Annotated in this window: 21 protein-coding genes; 5 read left to right on the top strand and 16 right to left on the bottom strand. The window is 29.5% G+C overall.

All coding sequences use genetic code 11. The features are described 5' to 3' along the window. Positions 1-7 precede the first annotated feature (7 nt). The 3 genes from ABWP20_RS12585 to ABWP20_RS12575 form a co-directional block, all read right to left on the bottom strand. On the bottom strand, positions 8-805 hold the full coding sequence (locus tag ABWP20_RS12585) for a M55 family metallopeptidase (protein WP_353096165.1): 798 nt from the start codon (positions 803-805) through the stop codon (positions 8-10). Positions 806-840: 35 nt separating this feature from the next. Beyond that, entirely contained in the window at positions 841-2103 is a 1263-nt protein-coding gene (gene lysA / locus ABWP20_RS12580; RefSeq protein ID WP_353096164.1) for a diaminopimelate decarboxylase, read from the bottom strand. A gap of 190 nt (positions 2104-2293) precedes the next feature. Continuing rightward, the gene (locus ABWP20_RS12575) at positions 2294-3481 is read right to left on the bottom strand and encodes an anaerobic nitric oxide reductase flavorubredoxin (protein WP_353096163.1); all 1188 of its coding nucleotides are present in this window, start codon (positions 3479-3481) and stop codon (positions 2294-2296) included. A gap of 141 nt (positions 3482-3622) precedes the next feature. On the opposite strand from ABWP20_RS12575, the gene ABWP20_RS12570 reads away from it, so the two are divergent. Beyond that, on the top strand, positions 3623-4180 hold the full coding sequence (locus ABWP20_RS12570; RefSeq protein WP_353096162.1) for a hemerythrin domain-containing protein: 558 nt from the start codon (positions 3623-3625) through the stop codon (positions 4178-4180). A gap of 26 nt (positions 4181-4206) precedes the next feature. Here ABWP20_RS12570 and ABWP20_RS12565 read toward each other — a convergent pair whose 3' ends face one another. The 3 genes from ABWP20_RS12565 to ABWP20_RS12555 are packed head-to-tail and all read right to left on the bottom strand — an operon-like array spanning position 4207 to position 7045. After that, entirely contained in the window at positions 4207-4887 is a 681-nt protein-coding gene (locus ABWP20_RS12565; protein ID WP_353096161.1) for a Crp/Fnr family transcriptional regulator, read from the bottom strand. A 23-nt stretch (positions 4888-4910) separates the two neighbouring features. Further along, positions 4911-6773 (bottom strand): heavy metal translocating P-type ATPase, encoded by a 1863-nt coding sequence (locus ABWP20_RS12560; RefSeq protein WP_353096160.1) that lies wholly within the window; start codon positions 6771-6773, stop codon positions 4911-4913. 56 nt (positions 6774-6829) lie between these two features. After that, a complete protein-coding gene (locus tag ABWP20_RS12555; RefSeq protein ID WP_353096159.1) occupies positions 6830-7045 on the bottom strand; it encodes a heavy-metal-associated domain-containing protein in 216 nt (71 codons plus the stop codon). A 268-nt stretch (positions 7046-7313) separates the two neighbouring features. Here ABWP20_RS12555 and ABWP20_RS12550 point away from each other — a divergent pair, with 268 nt between their 5' ends. After that, complete coding sequence (locus ABWP20_RS12550; RefSeq protein ID WP_353096158.1) at positions 7314-8066, top strand: hypothetical protein; 753 nt, start codon at positions 7314-7316, stop codon at positions 8064-8066. A gap of 8 nt (positions 8067-8074) precedes the next feature. Here the strand turns inward: ABWP20_RS12550 and ABWP20_RS12545 are convergent, their stop codons facing one another. The 4 genes from ABWP20_RS12545 to ABWP20_RS12530 form a co-directional block, all read right to left on the bottom strand. Continuing rightward, complete coding sequence (locus tag ABWP20_RS12545; protein WP_353096157.1) at positions 8075-10336, bottom strand: EAL domain-containing protein; 2262 nt, start codon at positions 10334-10336, stop codon at positions 8075-8077. 33 nt (positions 10337-10369) lie between these two features. Beyond that, entirely contained in the window at positions 10370-11398 is a 1029-nt protein-coding gene (locus ABWP20_RS12540; RefSeq protein WP_353096156.1) for a threonine aldolase family protein, read from the bottom strand. 114 nt (positions 11399-11512) lie between these two features. Continuing rightward, the gene (locus ABWP20_RS12535; RefSeq protein ID WP_353096155.1) at positions 11513-11641 is read right to left on the bottom strand and encodes a hypothetical protein; all 129 of its coding nucleotides are present in this window, start codon (positions 11639-11641) and stop codon (positions 11513-11515) included. Positions 11642-11655: 14 nt separating this feature from the next. Continuing rightward, positions 11656-11919, bottom strand: a complete 264-nt coding sequence (locus ABWP20_RS12530; protein WP_353096154.1) for a hypothetical protein — start codon at positions 11917-11919, stop codon at positions 11656-11658. Between the two features lie 338 nt (positions 11920-12257). Here ABWP20_RS12530 and ABWP20_RS12525 point away from each other — a divergent pair, with 338 nt between their 5' ends. Then, a complete protein-coding gene (locus tag ABWP20_RS12525; protein WP_353096153.1) occupies positions 12258-12620 on the top strand; it encodes a helix-turn-helix domain-containing protein in 363 nt (120 codons plus the stop codon). A 303-nt stretch (positions 12621-12923) separates the two neighbouring features. Here the strand turns inward: ABWP20_RS12525 and ABWP20_RS12520 are convergent, their stop codons facing one another. Further along, positions 12924-14558 carry a DEAD/DEAH box helicase gene (locus ABWP20_RS12520; protein ID WP_353096152.1) on the bottom strand — a complete coding sequence of 545 codons (1635 nt, stop codon included), beginning with the start codon at positions 14556-14558 and terminating at the stop codon, positions 12924-12926. 230 nt (positions 14559-14788) lie between these two features. Between ABWP20_RS12520 and ABWP20_RS12515 the strand changes: the two genes are divergently transcribed. Then, a complete protein-coding gene (locus ABWP20_RS12515) occupies positions 14789-15184 on the top strand; it encodes a C-GCAxxG-C-C family protein (protein ID WP_353096151.1) in 396 nt (131 codons plus the stop codon). Positions 15185-15254: 70 nt separating this feature from the next. Then, positions 15255-16811 (top strand): ABC-F family ATP-binding cassette domain-containing protein, encoded by a 1557-nt coding sequence (locus ABWP20_RS12510; RefSeq protein WP_353096150.1) that lies wholly within the window; start codon positions 15255-15257, stop codon positions 16809-16811. A gap of 67 nt (positions 16812-16878) precedes the next feature. Here ABWP20_RS12510 and ABWP20_RS12505 read toward each other — a convergent pair whose 3' ends face one another. From ABWP20_RS12505 to ABWP20_RS12485, 5 genes are all read right to left on the bottom strand, one after another. Beyond that, positions 16879-17838 (bottom strand): LCP family protein, encoded by a 960-nt coding sequence (locus tag ABWP20_RS12505; RefSeq protein ID WP_353096149.1) that lies wholly within the window; start codon positions 17836-17838, stop codon positions 16879-16881. Positions 17839-18106: 268 nt separating this feature from the next. Continuing rightward, positions 18107-19255: a double-cubane-cluster-containing anaerobic reductase gene (locus tag ABWP20_RS12500; protein WP_353096148.1), complete on the bottom strand. Its 1149-nt coding sequence runs from the start codon at positions 19253-19255 to the stop codon at positions 18107-18109. A 266-nt stretch (positions 19256-19521) separates the two neighbouring features. Then, positions 19522-19818: a hypothetical protein gene (locus tag ABWP20_RS12495; protein WP_353096147.1), complete on the bottom strand. Its 297-nt coding sequence runs from the start codon at positions 19816-19818 to the stop codon at positions 19522-19524. Positions 19819-20034: 216 nt separating this feature from the next. Further along, positions 20035-20403 carry a hypothetical protein gene (locus ABWP20_RS12490; protein ID WP_353096146.1) on the bottom strand — a complete coding sequence of 123 codons (369 nt, stop codon included), beginning with the start codon at positions 20401-20403 and terminating at the stop codon, positions 20035-20037. Positions 20404-20513: 110 nt separating this feature from the next. Next, entirely contained in the window at positions 20514-21269 is a 756-nt protein-coding gene (locus ABWP20_RS12485) for a hypothetical protein (protein WP_353096145.1), read from the bottom strand. Positions 21270-21434: the final 165 nt, after the last annotated feature.

Here is a 21434-nt window from a genome sequence, read left to right as displayed (position 1 = left end):
TAGTATTTTATGACATAAACATCCTAGCAGTTATCATATCTTGGATATCCTTTGCCATATATTCTACTGTATGATCATCTATAAGCTTTGCTCCTGGATAGTATCTTGCCCTATTTGCATATTTATGTTCTGAAAATCTTATTTCTAGTTTAAATTCCTTTGGAGATTCTATCTTACACTCTTTAATTGTTTTTAATCCTTCTTTTACACCATTTCTTATATATTCACAAGCCTTATCTGGATGCATATTAAATGTAGAGTCTCCTTCCCCAGATTTTACTGCTGCTGTTTCCATATTTGGGACTAATTCCTTAGACTTTTCACAGAGCATCTTATCGCCGGATAAAAACACTACAGGAACTCCATAATATGCTGCTATTAATGCATTTATTGTGAATTCTGATGCTACTTCTCCATTTATCTTTATATATGTTATTTTTTGAGAATCCATTGTATGAGCCAATGGATTTCCATTATATCCTGCTGCAGAATGATATCCTATAAAAATAGCAGCATCAAAGCTTTCATCTATACCTGCCATCATTGACTCTGGTGAATATGTCCAACCTCTTATAACTAATGCTTCTATAGGAAGTTTGGATATATCTATGTTTCTTGCAGAATCATGGGCATCCTTTACCACTATTTCTTTTGCTCCCATTTCTATTGCTGCTTCACATGCAGCTATAGTTTCTTTTGTCATCTGATTAGCAGCCCATATATGTTCACTATGGCCTAATTCAGTTTCATTCCAATTAGTCACCCCCGTTATACCTTCAATATCTACACTAATATAAACTTTCATTCTCCCAACTCCTTTTTATTTAAATTCTACATCCATTATATATCATTTCTCAATATATCATCATAGGTTTCTCTTTTAACTATTAATCTATCTTTTCCCTCTGATACCATAACTACAGCAGGTCTTGGTATTCTATTATAATTACTTGACATAGAGTAATTATAAGCTCCTGTTGAAAGCACTGCTAGTTTATCTCCTGCTTTTACCTTCGGCAGCTTCAAATCCCAGATTAAAATATCACCAGATTCACAGCATTTTCCTGCTATAGTGACTAAATCTGTTGGTTCTTCATCCACTTTATTTGCAACAATTGCCTCATATTTAGCTTCATATAGACTAGGTCTTGGATTATCAGGCATTCCACCATCAATTGAAACATAAGTCCGTATTCCCGGAATCTCTTTAATAGCTCCTATTGTATAAATTGTAATACCTGCTTCCCCTACTACCCATCTACCAGGTTCTATTATTACTAATGGTCTTTCTAAATCATATTCTTTACACCTTTCCTCTATTTCTTTTATAATGGAGTCTGTAAAATAAGCTAGAGGTTTTCTTTTCTCATCTTCTGAATAATGAATACCATATCCTCCACCAGTATTTAATTCCTTGACTCTAAATCCATATTCATCTTTAACCTTTTTAATCAATTGAGTAATTATTTTAATAGCCTTAATATGATTCTCATTATCTGAAATTTGAGAGCCTATATGAAAATGAAAACCTACTAATTCGGTGTATTTCAATTTTAAAACCTTTTCCATTGCTAATTTTATGCTTCTTTCCTCTAATGGAATACCAAATTTTGAATCTACTTGCCCAGTCTGAATATATTTATGTGTATGACTATTTATACCGGGACTTATTCTAAATAGTATATGAACTTTTTTATTATGTTTCTTTGCTATGTCTTCAATGATGTCCATTTCTTCTAAATGGTCTACGACTATTCTTCCTACATTATTTTCTATTGCCAGTTCCAATTCATCTATTGTTTTATTGTTACCGTGAAAAATTATCTTCTCCATAGGAAAATCAACCTGAATAGCAGTATAAAGTTCACCACCAGATACTACATCCATTCCTACCTCTGATTCCTTTACAATTCTAGCTATTTCCTTAGTCAAAAATGCTTTACTAGCATATACAGCCATAGTTTTAGGATATTTATCTAAAAAATTTTCTTTGATTTCCTTTAGTCTATCTTTAATATAATCCTCTGACATTACATAAAGAGGTGTCTTATATTTTTCAGCTAATTTAACTGTATCGCATCCTGCAAATATAAAATTATTCATTAATAACAACTCCTCTACAAAATAGTTTATATAATTAATTATAAGCAAAAAATATGCCAAGTAAATAAATAGCTTATTGCTAATATTTAACCTGACATATATTAAAACTATTAATCATTTTTCCTGTTTTTTATTTCATTTTCCGCTTTTACGGAATATCCTTGTAGGAGCTGTCATTAATTATTATATTCTATAGTTTTCCTGCAAATTCCTTTCCAAATTCTATACATCTTCTTACGGCTTTTTCATCTGGATTCCAAAGCTCTTTTATTCCATCTTGAATCAACTCAAGTTTTGCATCATTTAATTTTTGCTCGATTACTGCTACAGACTCTCCTGACCATCCATAGGATCCAAATGCTGCTGCTTTTTTATTCTTAAATCCTATTCCTTTTATCATCTCTAAAATCCCGGCAGTTGCATGCATTATACTCTTATTAACTGTAGATGAACCAAATAATATAGCCTTTGCTCTAAATAATTCAGTTATTACATCATTCTTATCTGAATTTGCCGCATTATATAGTTTCACAGTTACATCCTTATCTACGGATTTAATACCTTCTGCTATTGCTTCTGCCATTCTTCTTGTACCATTCCACATAGTATCATATACTATTGTAATTTGATTTTCCTGATATGCATTTGCCCATTCCAAGTATTTTTCTACTATCTGTGCTGGGTTATTTCTCCAAATAACTCCATGGGATGTCGCTATCATATTTAGGGGTAAATTTAAGCTTAGAACTTCTTCTATTTTCTTAGTTACTAATGAACTAAATGGTGTCAATATATTAGCATAGTACTTAATAGCTTCTTGATATAACTCCGCCTGATCCACCAAGTCATTATACATTAAATCTGATGCAAAATGTTGCCCAAAGGCATCATTACTAAATAATATACTTTCTCCACTCATATAAGTCATCATACTGTCTGGCCAATGAAGCATTCTTGCTTCTACAAAGGTTAATGTTGAATCTCCTATATCTAGCGTATCACCTGTTTTTACCTCTATAAAATTCCAATCCTCATGGAAATGTCCCTTTAATATTTTCGCACCATTAGCTGTACAATATATTGGAGTATTTGGCATTTCTTTCATTAGTAATGGTAATGCTCCACTATGATCTATCTCTGAATGCTGTGCAATTATATAGTCAATCTCTTTTAAGTCGATTTCTTTCTTTAATTTTTCAACATATTCTTCTGCAAATGGCTCCCACACTGTATCAATAAGTACTGTTTTCTTATCTCTAATTAAATATGAATTGTAGGAAGATCCCCTATGTGTCGAGTATTCATCTCCATGAAACCTTCTTAATTCCCAATCTATTTTTCCTACCCATGTTACTTTATCAGTTATCTTAAGGCTCATCGTATAACCTCCTTTTAATCAGTTTTTTTATTTAATCTTAAATTATATTTACCCATTTTCATTATAAAATATTATTAGTTTGTTATTTTTTATATAAACAAGGGTAAAATCATAAAAAGAATACTTTATGAGGTGAATATCTTGGAATCTATAAAAATAATGGTTGAAGAACATTCAAATATTAGAAGAATGTTAAAAGTAATTAGGAAACTTTGCTATAATCTTATGATTAATTCTGATTATGATATAGCTGATTTTCATATAGTCATTGATTTTGTAAGAAACTATGCTGATAAACATCATCATGGTAAGGAAGAAAATATATTATTCGAAACTATGAATAAAGAAATTGAAAGATTAGCAAAATCAGGAGCTATTACTGGAATGTATATAGAGCATGATATGGGAAGACTCTATATGTCTAATCTTGAAAAGGCATTAGAAAACTTCAAAACCCAAGATGATGAAGCAAGACTAGATATTATAGCTAATTCCATTTCCTATGGGGATTTATTGAATAGACATATCGAAAAAGAAAATACTGCCTTATATAAATTCGCTGAAAATATGTTAAGCAACAGTAGCAAAGCCTTTGTTGAAGACCAATGTAAAAAGGTAGAGGAATTGGCAGTTGAGGCTGGTATCCAAGAAAAATATATTGCTCTGTTAAAAAAGCTTGAGGATAAATACTTGGATTAAATTAGGGGGACTAAAAGTCACCCCTTCTATTCTATTTCCTCTAAAGCTTCCATGTCCAATAAAATTATTCTTCTATGACCTATTAATTTTATAATGCCCATATTTTGAAATGATGTTAACTTTCTACTTAAAGTTTCTTGACTCATTCCTAGATGAGATGCAAAATCTTTTTTACTCATCTTTAAATTTACTTCTCCCTTTTCATTTGCCATACTAATCAGTGTAAGAGCAAGTCTTCTTTCTACTCCATGTAAACTTATATTCTCAATCAAATTCTCTGCCTTTTCAAGCCTTTGACTTAACTCTTCCATTATCTTAAATGCTATAGTAGGATATCTTCTCATCAAGGCTTTTAATTTTTTTCCATCTATTATACATGCTACTGTCTTTAATAATGCTTCTCCATTATCAGTTAATGGTAATGGACTAAATAGGGATAATTCTCCCATAAAATCTCCAGGTCCTAATACTCTAATCACTTGTTCTTTACCAGTATCCGTGAATCTAGTTATCTTTACCTTTCCAGAATGGATTACATAAAGTTTTTCCCCTTTATCACCAGCTAAATATATCATTTCGCCCTTTTCAAAAATCTTCTCTCTTGTTATTCTAGCTACTTCCATCATTTCTTCATAACTTAGGCTACTAAAGATTGGAACTATCTCTATACAATTTTTTCCTTCTCGCTTAAAACAGTTACAATCCATTTAAACATCTCCTTAATCTGATACTAATTTTTTTGACTTATATATCTCTCTCCATATCTTAGAAGTCTAACTGCATTAGCTACAACTAACAGAACAGATAATTCATGTATTAACATCCCAAAAGATAAATTAACTGTTTTAATCAATACTCCCGCCAGTAACAATACTGCTACGGCTATGGCAAAATAAATATTTTGTTTCATATTATTTACCGTGGCACGGCTTAATCCTATGGCATGAGATAATTTTTTTATCTCATCAGACATTAAAACTACATCTGCTGTTTCCATAGCTACATCTGTTCCTGCTCCTCCTATGGCAATTCCCAAATCTGCAGATGCCAATGCTGGTGCATCATTTACTCCATCTCCTACCATAGCTGCTACACCATATCTTTCTTGCAATTCTCTTAACACTCTAACTTTATCTTCAGGAAGAAGTTCTGCATAGAAATCATCTAATCCTATTTCCTCCGCAATTGCCTTAGCTGCTCTCTTATTATCGCCAGTAAGCATTACTATTTTTTCTACGCCTAATTTTTTTAAATTAAATACTAGATTTTTAGCATCTTCTCTTACGACATCAGCAATAGATATAACCCCTAATACTCTTTTTATATCTCCAACTATTATAGCTGTCTGTCCTTTATCTTCTTCTGACTGTAAATATTTTTCTATATCTTCACCAATATTTACATTACTTTCCGAAAATAATTTTCTATTTCCTATTAAAATTATTTTATCTTTTATTTTAGTCTTAATTCCTTGTCCAGTTATTATCTCTGATTCTTCGGGGATTTCATTAATCTTTCCTAATTCCTTTTCTGCTCTGGTAACAATTGCTTTGGCTAATGGATGTTCCGAATATGCTTCACCTATGGCAGCTCTTTTCAGAAGGTCTTTTTCATTTATATCGTAAGCTTTTATATGCGTTACCATGGGTTTTCCAATAGTTAATGTTCCTGTTTTATCAAAGGCTAAAACCTTAATCTTCCCTAAGTTTTCCATTATCTCTCCGCCTTTGATGAGAACTCCATGCTTAGCTCCATTTCCTATACCTGCTACAATAGATACAGGAGTTGAGATAACTAAGGCTCCCGGACAAGCTATTACTAATAAAGTAAGGGCTAATACTAAATCTTTTGTAAATAAATAGAATCCTATTGCTAATATAATTATAGCTGGAGTATAATATCTTGAAAATCTTTCAAGGAATTTTTGAGTCTTTGCTTTTTTATCTTGTGCTTCTTCTACCATTTGAAGTATTCTTGCAAAGGTAGTATCATCACCTACTCTAGTTGCTTCGATTATTAGATAGCCTGATTCTATTATTGTCCCTGAAAAAACATCATCATTAATATTTCTATTGATAGGTATTGACTCTCCTGTAATAGCTGATTGGTTTACATAAGCAGAACCTTCTATAATAATACCATCTACAGAAATCTTTTCTCCTGGTTTTACAATTATCTTATCTCCCTTAATTACTTCATCAGGTGATATTATTTTTTCTACTCCATCTTTTACTATTCTAGCTGTATCTGGAGCTAAATCCAGCAAAGCTTTAATTGAAGACCTAGTTTTTTCTATAGTCCTAGACTCTAAATAATCACCTAACATAAATAAAAATGTTACAGCAGCTGCCTCCCAGTATTCCCCTATAAATATTGCACCTATAACCGCTATGGAAACTAATGCATCTATTCCTATTATCCAGTATCTTGCAGCAAATATTGCATTTTTAAGTATAGGAGTACCTGCAATTATTGCTGCAAGAATCATAACTATTGATGTTATTGGTTTTTGTCCTATTGTATTCTTTAACACAAAGGATATAATTACCAATATGCCAGATATCCAAACTCTTCTAACCTTGGTTAATTTCATTATACTCCCTCTCTTTAATTTATTTTTTAGCTATACAGAAAATAAATGAAGCTTTCTTATTTCTCGCCTAGGACATTAAAACCTAGTTTTTTAATTTTTTCTACTATCTCCTGTGAGCTTAATATTGAATCATCAAAGGTTGCTTTTACTCTAGATGTATTAAATAACACTTCTCCTGCAGATATTCCTTTAGTTTTCTTTAACATTCCTTCAATTTTAGCCACACAATTTGGACAAGTTAAAGTTTCTAATTGATAAGTTTTTGTTATCATAATATTACCTCCTGTTTTTTATTATTTATAATTTTATTATAGGTTAAAATAAAATAATTTACTTTGACCTAGGTCAAAATTAAAAAACAATTAAAATAGTTTAAGAAAAATTTTCTTACAGATTAATTTAATAAATACCCTGCTATTATATTATTAATTAAATCAGATAAATTTATTACGTTCAACATTGTAATCAATTCGTAATCCTATGTTTCTTGTAAAAAATATAAAATTATGTTAATTTATAATTATAAAGGATGGTGATAGTATGAAAAATTTAATTAAAAAACTTTCATTAATTTTAGTAGTTATGATGGTCCTAAGTATATCTTTTGGCTGTACCCCTAAGGATAAACCTGGCGTAGAAGAAAAAATATCTATGGCTTCAGGATTTTTAAATGAGATAAATACAGAAGATGGAAAAAACTATATTAGTATTTCCACAGATGAAAAAAGTCTAAAATTAGAGATACCAGATAAGCAACTTGCAGATAGTTTAACTATAAACGAATATTATATGGTAGCTTTTAATGAAAACAATATAGTGAAGTCAATAGAAACCAATGATTTTATAAAAGATGCTGTTAATGAGCATATAGGAAAAGATAGTTTCGAAATTAAATCTGCTGAAAAGTGGGATACTAAAGAATTAACTTTACTTGATTCCTATACTATAGATTTTGACAAGGATGGAACTGATGAGACTATCTCAATTTATACAACAGCACAAAAAGATGAAAAAGGTAATATCGCTTGGGATGATGGACAAAATTGGACTCTTCTAGTTGAAGATACTGATAAAGATTATATACTATTTAATGATTATGTTCAGTTAGGAAATATCCAATTTTATGTATATACAGTAGAAGATGAGTTTTATATATCTACAATTCAAACAGGTACTGCAAATTTAAAACTTACAGAGTATAAATTCATTAAAGATGAAAATCAATTTATAGGTACATCTAAATTTGAAACTACAGGTGATGCAAATATTCTTCACTTCCCATCAGTGTACTAAAAAAGCCCTTATTTAGGGCTTTTTTCATTTAACATTTCATCTATTTTTTCTTTCGAGACAGGTTTACTAAAATAATATCCTTGTGCTGTATCACAACCCATTTCTTTTAGTATTTCCAATTGCTCTATATTCTCTACTCCCTCAGCAGTTACTTTTAACTCTAATTGTTTTGCTAAAACCATTATAGTATTTGCAATCATTTTGTTTTTTTGATTTTTTTCAATATCCCAAATAAATGATCTGTCTATTTTTAACTCGCTTACGCTCATTTCATTTAGATAGTTAAGACTAGAATATCCCGTTCCAAAATCATCTATAGCAACAGCTATACCAAGTTTTTTTAAAGTATCTAATATTTTTAATGTATGGTCAATATCTGATATTGCAGTTGTTTCTGTAATCTCTAGTATTAAGTTTTTGAAATCTAATTCCGAATCACTTAATATATTTATTATATCTCCTATGAATCCCTTATATTGAAATTGCTTAGCTGAAATATTTACAGATATTGTTATATCATGGCCTGACTCAATCCATTGTTTCCCTTGAATTAAAGCTTTCTTCAATATCCATTTCCCCATTTGAATTATTAATCCTGTTTCCTCAGCAAGGGGAATAAACTTATCTGGATATAATAGACCTTCATCTGGATGATTCCATCTTACTAAAGCTTCCAATCCTATAATCTTATTTGTTTTTATATCTATCTGAGGTTGATAATATAATACCAGTTGATCATTTTCTACTGCTTGTCTCAATTGATTTAAAAGTATCATTCTTTCAAGTCCTTTAGACTGTATCTCTGCACCATAAAAATAGTAATCATTTCCTCCAAGTTCCTTAGCCTTATATAATGCAATATCTGCATTTTTTACCATAGATTGAGAATCTAATCCAGCTTCAGGATATAATGCTATACCAATACTTGTAGTTAAATATAATTCATAGTCCTTAATCTTATATGGCTTTTTAAAATCTTCTATAATATTGTTAGCCATTTTTATTACATCATTATTATCAGCATCTCTCATAAGGATGAAGTACTCATCTCCACCAATCCTAGAAACAATATCGTCTTCTTTTATTAAATTACTAAGTCTTGTACCTAGAAGCTTTAATATATGATCTCCCACATTATGTCCTAGGGTGTCATTTATATGTTTAAACTTATCTAAATCTAAAAGTAATATTGCAAACTTTTTATCTCTATTCTCCGCATTTCCAATATTCTCAAATATATTATCTAATTCCTCTATAAAATAGACCCTATTCGGAAGAGATGTAACTGAATCATAATAAGCTAAGTTATATATTTCCTTTTGATGCCTTATTAATCCTTCATTAGCCATTTCTAATTCACAAGTTCTTTTTAATACTTCTTTCTGAAGTTTTTTATTATAAAGATATAAAAATACAAATATCAGAATTATAATTATGCCTATAAATATAACTTGTTTTTCATAAGCCTTATATATTATCATAACAGAAGATATATCTTCCCCGAACCATTTTTTATAAATCTTCTCATCAAGCTTATTTTTTTTAATAATTTCCAAACCTTTTTCTATTAATATAAAAAGCTCTTCGTCGTCTTTCCTAATTACTGGTCCATATTTTACAGTAGAAACAGGTTCTCCTGCTATTTTAATCATTTTTGACATCTTATTTTTTTGCAAATGATATGTGCCAACTAATTTATTTCCCAATACTGCATCTACTTCTCCATTCTCTAAAGCAACTAATGCTTCCTCTAATGTCTCTTTAGGAAACTCCATAATATCAGATAACTTTATAATTAGAGATTCATTATAATCATTCTTTTGATACGCTACTCTTAATCCAACTAAATCATTTAATTCATTTATATGTACAGTGTCTTTACCTGTGAAAATTACTTGTTCATTGTTAATTGTTTGGGAAGTAAATCTATATTTTTCTAATCTATCCTTAGATTGAGACATACCTATAATTCCATCAATTTCCTTATTATCTAAGGCAATTATTGCATCATTCCATGCCATTGGTATGATTTCAATATCTAAATCCATCTCATCAGCAACGGCCTTAATAATGTCAACATTATATCCCTTATAATTTCCATTCTCATCAATATATTCATAAGGAGGATGATTATGATCTCCTGCAAATTTAATGGTTATTGAATCTTTATCAGAATAAACATTTTTGCTGTCTATAAATAGATCTTGGATAGAAACCATGGATAGTATTATTAACAATACCATTATGTTTCTCTTGATTTTAGATTTCATAATCATCACCCCTTTTAATTTACATTTCTCAGATTATGCTAGCCCTTTTATTTCTTTTGCAGAGTCAACAAACTTATCTATATCTTCTTTATTAGTATCAAATGATGTCACTAGTCTAACTAGGCCAGATTCTTCATCTATTACATAAAAGTCAAACTTTTCTTGTAAAGCTTTAATTAAGTCTTTATCCATATTTGCAAATATCATATTAGTCGCCGGTTCATTCTTTAGAGTAATTTCAGAAATTTCAGACAACCTTCTTGCAAAATATTTACCCATATTGTTTGCATTTAGTGCATTTTCTCTCCATAAATCATTACTCAAATAAGCGACAAATTGTGCAGATACAAATCTCATCTTAGATAATAGCTGCATCCCTTGTTTTATATAAAATTTAAAAGCTTTGCTCAAATCCTTATTCAATGAAATTATTGTTTCTCCTATCATCATTCCATTTTTTGTTCCACCAAATGATAATAGGTCCGCCCCTGTATCCGTTATCATCTCCTTAAAGGTAGTATCAAGTGCTACTACTGCATTAGCTATTCTTGCTCCATCTATATGCAATAGCATATTATTTTCATGAGCAAATTCAGCAAGATCTTTGATCTCTTCCATAGAATATAGAATCCCTGTCTCAGTAGTCTGAGATATAGAAATGATTCTAGGTTGAGATTGATGCTCATCTCCTAAGGAGTGGAGAAATTTCCTTACTTCTTCTTTACAAATTTTACCGTTTTCAGTTGGTATCTGTAATATCTTTGATCCGCTAAATCTCTCTAATGCTCCACACTCATCTACATTTATATGAGCTGTATCCGCACATACTATAGCCTCATATGGTTTTAATATTCCACTAAGTCCAATAACATTTGCGGCTGTACCTGTGGTTACGAAGTATACATCTACATCCTTCCCTAGCAGCTCCTTAATCTTTTCTATAGCTTTTTTTGTAGTACTATCATTTCCATAGGAATAGTCATGACCGTTGTTAATATTTATTATGGCTTCCATTATCTTTGGGTGAACTCCAGAGTTGTTATCGCTCATAAACATTTTCATACCTTTACCTCCTTAAATTAAATTTATATCTTCGTCAATCCTACAAAGTTACTAATTATAGACATTATTATACTATATGCGACATTCAAACTAAATAGGTATATTGGCATATTATTAACTGCAAATCCTATCCTCCCTACAGCTCCTAGCCTTACCAACTATGCCTTCGTATCTCCAATCCATGCTTTGAATATCATCTACTCCTGCTATGACCTTCAAAGCTTGTTTCTGTAATAGAAACATTAATAGCAGTACATCTAAAGTACTGCTATCCTTTCTTTTATTCTAAATTCTTGCACTATATATTTACCTTTTCTTGTTGACTTCATAAAATCATAAGAAGTATCAGGTATTATCCTTACAATATCTTTATTTACTATTTGATAAACTTTTTTAAATTTATAATTAATATTCAAAGCCTTAAGTTCAACATCAAATACTATAACAACTTCAGAAGAGGTGAAATTACTATTAAAGGATTCTTTAGATTTACAATTATGCTTCAAAAATAGTTCCTTCAAATTTTTCACCTCTTTTTTTGTATGTATCCAATCTTAAGAGATCTCCTTAAACTTCCTATTGACTAATTTCATATTTTATACTTAGGAATAGATCGAATATCTATATATCATTTGATATAGTAGGTATGTTTCTCTATATTTTTATATTTTAATTTTATTTAAATAGTTCTATTTTCCCTTTTAAAATTAAATTTGAAAACTTAGAATTAATAGTTATATATTAGCATAAAATATTATTGTTGACAACAAATGTTGACATTTTATTACATTTAGACCCTTTTTGAATACAGTATATAGATTTAATTGTTTTTATGCTAGGATATCTATGAGGTGATGCCATGACTTTTGGAGAGCGTTTAAAACTCCTTAGAGAAGAAAATTCTTTAACTCAAAGTGAGTTAGCTAAAAAATTAAATATTAGTAGACAGTCTGTTAGTAATTATGAAAATGGTTCACGTTTTCCCAATGATGTGCAACTCCTTATAAAAATTTCTACACTTTTTTGCGTTTCACTAGATTATCTCATAGGCTTATCTAATATTAGACTTTCCTTTGCAAATCAAAATATGGAAAATAGTGCAAATTACCTTTCTGCTAAAAGAAATGCATTAGAAGAACTTTTTTTGGAAATTGATGATATGCCTATAGAGGATATTGGAAAGGTTATTAAATGCATAAAAGTATTTAATGGAAAGTTATAAATAATGAATTAATTCGCTATTTAAATAAAGTATTATTTTCTCTCAATACCTCTCTGAAAAAGTTAATATATGAACACTTTTTTGACTTTATCAGAAAGGAGTATTTATTTTGTCTAAATGAAGGCTATTTTATTTAATTAAAAAAAGCTTAAGAAATCTAAAGACTCTAGTCCCATGCCTATTTAAATTTCAACTCTATAGACATAAATTTTTAGTCCTATGATTTTTCTAAGCCTTTTTTTAATTTATCCTTTTATTAAATATCTCATATATTTAATCATTTATAGTTATTTTATATTAAGACTATTTCCTTTTAGGATTTGCTATCTCAACTTTAACTTTTGTTCCCTTTATTCTTACTCCGTTTAATCTGTCTAAAATATCATCTGCGTAATCCTTTGGAACCTCTACAAATGTGAACTTATCATATACATCTATATCTCCTACTAAGTTTTTAGTTATATCTGCTTCCTGGATTATGGCAGCTAATATATGTCTTGGACTTACACCTTTTTTCTTACCTATATTTATATGAAGTCTTGTCGCAGACCCTAAGGATTTAGATGTTTTAGATGATTTAGATTTACCACCTGATTTAAGTTTTCCTCCGAAATCTACCATATCTAACTCTTCATGCCCGTCTAATCTATTATTCTCCATGTAGAATTTTAACAACGCTGCAGCTATATCAAAAGAAGTATAATCTTCTTCAAGTAAGGTTTCAATGATCTTTTCATACTTATTTAAATCTTCTTTATCTGCTACTTCTTTTATTTTTTCTAACATTGCTATAGTATAATTTGCTTCTATATCTTTAAGAGTTGGTAAATCTTTTCTTGTAATCTTTGTTTTAGTATATCTTTGTATATCTCTTAACTTATAGATATCTCTTCCAGCTACAAAACTAAAGGCTCTTCCTTCTCTACCTGCCCTTGCTGTTCTACCTATTCTATGAACATAATACTCTTCATCCTGTGGCATATCATAGTTAATGACTAAATCCACATCATCTACATCTATACCTCTTGCTGCCACATCAGTAGCTATTAAAATATCTATTGTTCCTTTTCTAAATTTATTCATTACTGCATCTCTTTGATTTTGTTTCAAATCTCCATGAAGTCCGTCAGCAAAATATCCTCTTCCCTGTAACTCCCCAGTTAATTCATCTACCTTTTTCTTAGTATTACAAAATACTACAGTAAGTTTTGGATTATACATATCTATAAGTCTAGATAGAATCTCCGTTTTCATATGCTGTTTTAATTCAAAATAACCTTGTTCAACCTTTGGTACTGTAAGTTCTTTGTGTACCACCTTAATAATTTCAGGATTCACTTGATAACTTGCTGCAAATTTCATGATTTCTGCTGGCATAGTTGCTGAGAAAAATATAGTCTGTCTTTCTTCCCCTAATTCATTCATTACAAGGGCAATATCCTCTCTAAATCCCATATCAAACATTTCATCTGCTTCATCTAATACCATCATATTAACATTACCAATCTTTAGAGTTCTTCTCCTTATATGGTCTAATACTCTTCCCGGTGTACCAATTACGATATTAACTCCTTTTTTTAAAGCCCTAATCTGTCTATCTATGGGTTGCCCTCCATATATTGGCATTACCGATATACCCTTTTTATATTTTGCAAGTTTTCCGATCTCTTCAGCTACCTGTATTGAAAGCTCCCTAGTTGGGCATAAAACCAATGCTTGAACATATTTTTCATCTGAATTACATTTTTCAATAATTGGAATACCAAATGCAGCAGTCTTACCTGTTCCTGTTTGCGCTTGACCAATAATATCTCTACCTTCCAATATAACTGGTATAGCTTGAGATTGAATAGGTGACATTTCCTCAAATCCCATATCTTGAATTCCCTTTTGTATCTCTTTCGATAAATTAATCTCTTCAAATCTTAATTTTTCCATGTATTTAAAATCGTCCTCCTTAATCTATAACCTATTAAGTATACATATAATATTAAGCAATTGCAAGGAAAATTGTTAGTTTATTATTAGTAGAATTATAATATATATTGTTCCCTTAATTAAACAACTATATCAAAGGATTTTATAATTTAATTTTAAAAATTGCTTCTTAAACATTACTCATCTTATGTTATACTGATTACAAGGAAAGGTTTAGGGGTGATAATAAATTGTTAAAGAATTTAATTAAAAGTGGTTTCGGAGATGAAAAAGATTTCAACTGTGCTGAAAAAATATTACATGGTGCAAATCATATATATGACTTAAGGTTAGATTCTAAGGCTCTAAAACTCTCTACAGGATTTGGTGAAGGAATGGGTATCCAATCTGTATGCGGTGCACTTACAGCTGGCATTATGGTATTATCTTGTAAATGTATGGAAAATCCTGACTATGAAAACAGTAAAATCAAGGAAATGAATCAAAGATTTTTCAATGAATTCATAAAAGAAATGAATAGTATTCAATGTGAATATCTTAGAAAATCCTGTGAAGAAAATGGTACAAGCTGTTCTGATATTATTATAAAAGTTGCTGGAATATTAGATGAATTAGTTGCGGAATAAAAAACTAGACTAAAGTCTAGTTTTTTTATATAATCTTTAAAGATGATTTTATCAATGAGGGGAGATATAAATGAGTATTTTAACTGTAACAAACTTAAGTCACGGTTTTGGAGATAGAGAAATATTAAAAAATGTATCCTTCAGATTACTAAAAGGTGAACATGTAGGTTTAATAGGTGCTAATGGAGAAGGAAAGTCTTCTTTTATGAATATAATAACTGGAAAACTAGAACCTGATGAAGGCCAGATAGAATGGGCTAAAAGAGTAAGAGTTGGATATTTAGATCAACATACAGCATTAGAAAAAGGTCAAACCATTAGAGATGTACTAAAGGGTGCCTTTAAATATTTATTTGATTTAGAGGAAGAAATGCAGAATATGTATTTGAAAATGGGTGATGTATCAGAAGATGAGCTTTCAGCCTTACTGGAAGAAGTAGGTACTATACAGGATATATTAGATCACAATGATTTTTATATAATAGACGCAAAGGTAGAAGATATTGCAAGAGGACTTGGACTTGATGATATTGGACTAGATAGAGATGTAAATGATTTATCTGGAGGACAAAGAACTAAAATACTTCTTGCTAAATTATTATTAGAAAAACCTGATATTTTATTACTTGATGAGCCTACTAACTACTTAGATGAACCACATATTATATGGCTTAAAAGGTATCTTCAAGAATATGAAAATGCTTTTATACTTATATCCCATGATATTCCTTTCTTAAATTCTGTTATAAACCTAATCTATCATATGGAAGATAAGGAACTAACAAGATATGTAGGAGATTATGATAATTTTCAAAAGGTATATGAAGCTAAAAAAGCACAACTAGAAGCTGCATACAAAAAGCAGCAGCAAGAAATTGCAGAACTGGAAGATTTTGTAGCTAGAAATAAAGCTAGAGTTGCAACTAGAAATATGGCAATGTCTAGACAAAAAAAATTAGATAAAATGGAATTAATAGAGTTAGCTCGTGAAAAACCAAAACCAGAATTCAATTTTAAAGAAGGCAAAACTGCTGGAAGAATTATATTTGAAACTAAAGATTTAGTTATAGGATATGATGACCCTTTATCAAAGCCACTTAATCTAGTAATGGAACGAGGTCAAAGAATAGCTTTAATAGGAGCTAATGGTCTTGGTAAAACTACCCTTTTAAAAAGTATACTTGGTCAAATCAAGTCAATATCAGGTAATGTAGAGCTGGGTGATAACCTTCAAATAGGATATTTTGAACAGGAAATAAAATCTCAAAATAACAATTCCTGTATAGATGAAATATGGCAGGAGTTCCCTGGATATACTCAATTTGAAGTTAGGGCTGCTTTAGCAAAATGTGGATTAACTACTAAACATATTGAATCTAAAGTAATGGTATTAAGCGGTGGAGAGCAAGCCAAAGTAAGACTTTGTAAACTTATTAATAAAGAAACCAATGTGCTTATACTAGATGAGCCTACTAACCATTTAGACGTAGATGCCAAGGAAGAGTTAAAAAGAGCATTAAAATCCTATAAAGGAAGTATCCTCCTTATATCTCACGAACCTGAATTTTACAAAGATGTGGCAACAGATATTTGGAATTGTGAAAACTGGACAACTAAAATATTCTAAAATAAAACAAATAACTTACAAAATTTAAAATTAATTTTGTAAGTTATTTGTTTTATACAAGATTTAATCATTCATTAAGTAAATAATCCTTAAATATACTCTTTATTAATTCTTCAGTTTCAGCCTTATCATATATATAATATGATGTTCGTCCAACATATTCTCCTTCTCCTGGAATTATATCTGTTCTAATACTATCTATATCTATTTTACTTGCTAGCTTTGCACCTTTGAAAATTTGTTTTGTAGGTATGTTAGTTTCCACATTATTAATATATGTTTCTATAAGAACTGGTATTTTTATTATATTTTTAGGCTTCAAAGTTTGCTTTATTAATTCTCTCATAAACATTTGTTGAGCTTTAACTCTGCCTACATCACCTCCTGGATACTGTACTGTTCCAGAATTATTCTTTCTCCATCTTAGAAAATCGTGGGCATTTTTTCCATCTAGTACTTGTAATCCCTCTTTTATATTTATATTAAGTGGTGGAGAGCCTGGAGTATTATCTCTATATTTCATATCAAAAGGCACATCTATCTCTACTCCCCCTATGGCATCTACTATTTCCATTACTGCATTATAGTCTACTTTTACATAATAATCTACATCTAAATTAAGAAAATCCCTCACAGTCCTCATAGTAAGCTCTGGTCCTCCATAGGAATGAGCGTGATTTATCTTATCATTCTTTCCTTTTACTAAGACTCTTGTATCTCTAGGTATGGAAAGCAAGTTTATTTCTCCAGTATCAAAATTAACTTTAAACAGCATCAAAGTATCTGTACGGATTCCTTTATAGTTCTTTACACCTTCTGCATCTACACCCATCATTAGGAAAAGGAGCTCATTTTCAACTATTTGCTCTATTATATTATCCTCTCCTAAATCAAGTTCTTTTTGTGGAACATTATCTGTAACTGGTATTGAACTATTTCCTAAAAAAATTTTATCACCAAATAGCTTAAATATTAAGATAAAGCATATAAGTGATAATACAAATGATAACCTAAACTTCTTTTTCATTCGAACACCTCAATTTTATATGGAATTTTAAGGTAATATATCCATAATACCAATATGAAATGTTTTAGTCAATATCTAGGGCAACAAAGCTTATGTAAGAAAACTACTTTAAATAAGAAAAAAATATTATTATGAAGAATATAGAGTCTGTAGAGACTAAATTAAAAATGTATTTTTCATAAAACTAATATTAACTTTAAAATATATTTAAATTAATCCTACCCAATATATTGGGTAGGATTAAAAGATACATAATATGTGATTAGCATTAAAGCATTTCTAAAAATGCATTTATTCTAGTGTTTATTTGGCCTATATCTAATTTTGAATAATCTGTTTCAATATATAAATATGGCGTATTCTTTTTCTCTGTAACAAATCTCTTTACATTATAAGCTTCTACATTAAATGTATGGCAAGCCTGAAGAACCACTTCTATTACTCCATCTATTTCATATTCATCTATCATCTCATCCAAAGCTTGAAATCTTCTTGGATTTGGTGTCATAACAGAGCAGCTAACATTTAGATATTTTTCTGTTAATGCATCTATTGGGTCTATTGTTTCATCAACAAAAGTAGCTTTTTCCCTAACTCCACTGCAATTTTCAAAGGCTACTATATCAGCACCTGAATCTTCTATGGTTTTTAGAACCTTTTCTCTAACTCCTCCAACAGGACAGCCAGTTATAAGTATCCTTGGTCTATTTGTTTTAGTTCCTTTTAATTCATTTTCATATTTAGCTTTCAATTCTCTAGTTCTTTCTGCTATGAAATCACATTGAGATTTTCTATCAAATTGAAAACCTAAGGCTTCCATAGTTTCATTTACTTCTTGTCCAGATATAGGGGAAGGATTTAGTTTTCCAAGCTCATAGAAATCTAAAAGTACTTTTCTTTCTCTATTTCTTTCTTTTATTTCTTCTCTTAACATTTCTTCTGTAATTTCTATATTAAATTTTTCTTCTAATACTTCTTTCAACCTAACTAATTCTTCTCTCCAATATCTAAAGGCATGATCCTTGTCTTGTCCTTGGGGTAAATGCATAACATGAGTTGGTCTTAATTCTCCTAATAGCTCGTACATTTTTTTCTTACCATCACAAGTAGTTTCACCTACTATTAAATCTGAAAAATAAAAATATGGACAGGTTTCAGATACTGCAAAACCATAACTGGATTTTATAAGGGGACATAGATTCTTTGGTAAATGCTTTTCAGCATATGGTATTGGTGCATCAGATGTACCACATAAACTTACAGCCACTGCACCTGCTGCATGTATAAGTTCAATAGGTGTATATGTGCAAAAAACTCCCACAACTGGAGTTCCTTTTTCCTTTAAAGCCTTTACTTTTAAGAATCCTTCTCTCCTAGCTTCTTCATAATTTTCAAAATTCTCCGGCAACTTTAACATATATGTCACTCCCTTAACAATCATTCATACCATTATATAAAATTTAGAGAATGGTAATCAAATAAAAATTTTCTATATTATTTTTTTAAATATAGATATTAATAATCATAATTAAATTTAGTATAACAAAACAATAAAAAGAACTTTTTCAAATTCTTCCCTTTTTATTTACAGAAAAAAACTGCCTCAAAATTAAATCTTGAGACAGCCCCTTATCTATCACATAATAATCTATGTAAATACCTAATATAAATAGTATATTTACCTTATCCTATTATAGCTTCAATAAAAAACATTAATCTGTTTACAATAGATTTAATATAAAGTACTAATAAAAATGATAATAATCCTCCAAATAAAATACTCTCTATTACCCTTTTTTGTAAAACAAAACATATAAAACTTAATAAAAATATAGCAATAAAAGAAATTGTAAATAACCACGAGTATAGCCCTTTAGAAGCAGAATTAAGGATAAATAGCAATGTACATGCTATATGGAAAAATTTAATATTTTTATGATAAAAATCTACAAATTTTTCCCTGTTAAATATATCCCCCATATTTTCACCTACCATCTATTATAATATATTGTATAAATAAACTATAATCCCCTAAACCTCATATACTATGATTTGATTATATTAAAGTTTTCAAATTAATGCAAATTAATCGGATAGCTTATTAAGGAATCCCTCAAAAGCATAAAAAATTAAAAAATAGCACTTTTATATCAATATAAAAAATGCTATTTTACTAATATTTAAATAATCTTATAATCATTTTAAAGATATTATAATTCTATTTTTTGCAGCTTCTAATTTATTTTCATCCGTTATTCCATATTCTTTAAATGCTTCTTCAATTGCTAAATCCGTATCTTCTTTATACTTATCATTTTTAGATACTTTCTTAAAAATTCCATCTATAATTTCATTTATCTCTTCTTTAGATAAGTCACCAAAAATATCTTCCTCATATTTTGTAGCATATTCAATTCCTACTCCTTTACCATCTTCTACTTCTTTAACTACTACTTCTTCATCTAATTGTTTATTATCTTGTGTCTTATTACATCCTGTTATCAAAGATATTGTCAATATCATTGTCAATATTAACAATACAATCAAAATAAATCTTTTTTTCATATCTGCAACTCCTATCTCAGATTATTTTATTATACCACTGTTATTTCTCCTTCTCCTGAAACATGGAACTCAAGTATCCACCAACTAGTATTTTGTAAATTAGAATAAGTTTAGTTATTAATTTGATTTTCTATTTCTGATACTAACTCAGTAAACATTCTATTACTAATAGAGTCATTTACTTCATAACCAACATTATGGACAATATCTATAAATAATCCATTCTTTAACTTAATTTTAGAGCTTAAATTTTTCTCCTTATCTAAACCAATTAAATTAGACTGTAGTTCAGAGATATCTTTTGAATTAAATTTAATAGAAAATGGCTCTATGGAACCATAGTAATTATCCATATCTAAATCCTTTTTTAAAAATAGTATATACTTAGCATTTAATTCAGGTTCAATAAATAAAATATCTTTTTTATCAAATGAATATTCAGTAGTATAATTTTTTTCTCCTTCTATTATACCTTCTGAATTAGTAATCTCATTAGAATCAACAAAGATCATTCTTTCTAAATACCTATGATTTACTTTTATGCTATCCTTAACTTCAGTTCCCTTTAAGATTTCATCTACTCTAAAGTCATATAACCTTCCCTCAATATATCTTTCCGTGTCTTCTTTAGTTATATCCTTAGGGTTACGAGCCATATTCCAAGAACTATTAAAACCAAAATAGCTTCCAACAATAATATAATCTGACTCATCTACCATACATTCTAATTTACTGGTTACAGGATAATCAATTGATATAACGACTTTTTCTAATGAACTCTCTTGAGAAAAATAAAAATATAATCCAAGTCCTAAAAAAGACAAAATGATAAAAAAACAAATAGCAATTTTAAAATTCTTATTCATAGTATACCCCCTTGTATAATTATTCATAAATCACAATAACATTGTCTATGCGATATTCACCTTTCTCATATCTACTATAATATTGGTTCAGTATATCCTATGACCATGAAGTGGACTTGTGTCAATAGCTTAGACACAAAAAGTTTAACTTTCTATGCCGCCACA

Source organism: Tissierella praeacuta (genome assembly GCF_040396155.1).
Classification (GTDB): domain Bacteria; phylum Bacillota; class Clostridia; order Tissierellales; family Tissierellaceae; genus Tissierella; species Tissierella praeacuta_A.
This window is presented reverse-complemented; position numbering and strand designations above follow the sequence as displayed.